The organism is Streptomyces durocortorensis, from assembly GCF_016901035.1.
In the GTDB taxonomy this organism is placed as follows: domain Bacteria; phylum Actinomycetota; class Actinomycetes; order Streptomycetales; family Streptomycetaceae; genus Streptomyces; species Streptomyces durocortorensis.
In genome coordinates, this window is sequence record NZ_JAFEUF010000514.1 from 1 (window position 1) to 1,074 (window position 1,074).

The 1,074-nt window shown below is 75.1% G+C and carries 1 protein-coding gene; it reads right to left on the bottom strand.

What is annotated here, in order from left to right; all coding sequences use genetic code 11:
• Positions 1-936: serine/threonine-protein kinase (locus JS521_RS35830; protein ID WP_205087014.1), on the bottom strand; the 936-nt coding region annotated here is incomplete at its 3' end.
• Positions 937-1,074: the final 138 nt, after the last annotated feature.

Below are 1,074 nucleotides of genomic sequence, written 5' to 3' on the forward strand. Positions count from 1 at the left end.
CACGGGGGCCGGGGTGGTGGCCCGGTCCGGCCAGGGGGCGTGCGGCCGCAGGAACGGGCGGGTCGGGTCGAGCGGCCCGGCGGGCGTCCCGTGCTTCGGCAGCAGCGGGGCGAGGTCCTCGTACACCTCCTGCGCGGAGGCCGCCCGGTCCTGCGGGTCCTTGGCGAGCAGCCGCAGTACGAGGGCCTCCAGTGCGGCGGGGACCTCGGGGCGGGCCTGCCGGACCGGGACCGGGGCCTCGTAGAGATGGCGGTGCAGGACGCCGAGCGCGGTGGACCCGGCGAACGGCACGTCACCGCTGAGGAGTTCGTGCAGGACGACCCCGAGGGCGTACAGGTCGGTGTACGGGCCGACTGCGCCGCCCATCGCCTGCTCGGGGCTCATGTAGGCGGGGGATCCGATGGGCGAACCGGTGTGCGTGAGGCGGGTGGTGTCGGTGTCCAGGACGGAGGCGACGCCGAGGTCGAGGACGAGGACGGTGCCGTCGGGGCGGACCATCACGTTCCGGGGCTTGAGGTCGCGGTGGACGATCGGCACGGCGTGCACCGCGCTGAGGACCGCGCAGAGCTGGGCGGCGACGGCCACGGCCCAGGGCCAGGGGTACGGGCCCTGCTCGGCGAGGTGGTCGCCGAGGTCGGCGCCCTCGACGTACTGCATGACGAGGTAGAGGTCGTCGCCGTCGCTGCCCGCGTCGTGGACGGTGACCAGGCCCGGGTGGTCGACCTGGGCGGTGACCCGGCACTCGCGGACGAACCGGCGGCGCAGTTCGTCGGCCGCGTCGCTGCCGGTGGGCCCGGCGACGCGGTCGGGGCGCAGCAGCTTCACGGCGACGCGGCGGTCCAGGCGCCGGTCGTACGCCGTCCAGACCTGGCCCATGCCGCCCTGGCCGAGGATGGCCGCCAGTTCGTACCGGTCGGCGATGATCCGCCCGCTCACCGGCCTTCGCCCTCGCTGTTCCCGTTGCTCTCCTTGCGGAGGTAGTCGCTCAGCTCGTCCAGCTCGGCGCGGACCTGGTCGAGGCGCTGGGGCGCGGGTTTGGGGGTGGGCGGCGGAGTCGGCGCGGTGTACGGGTTG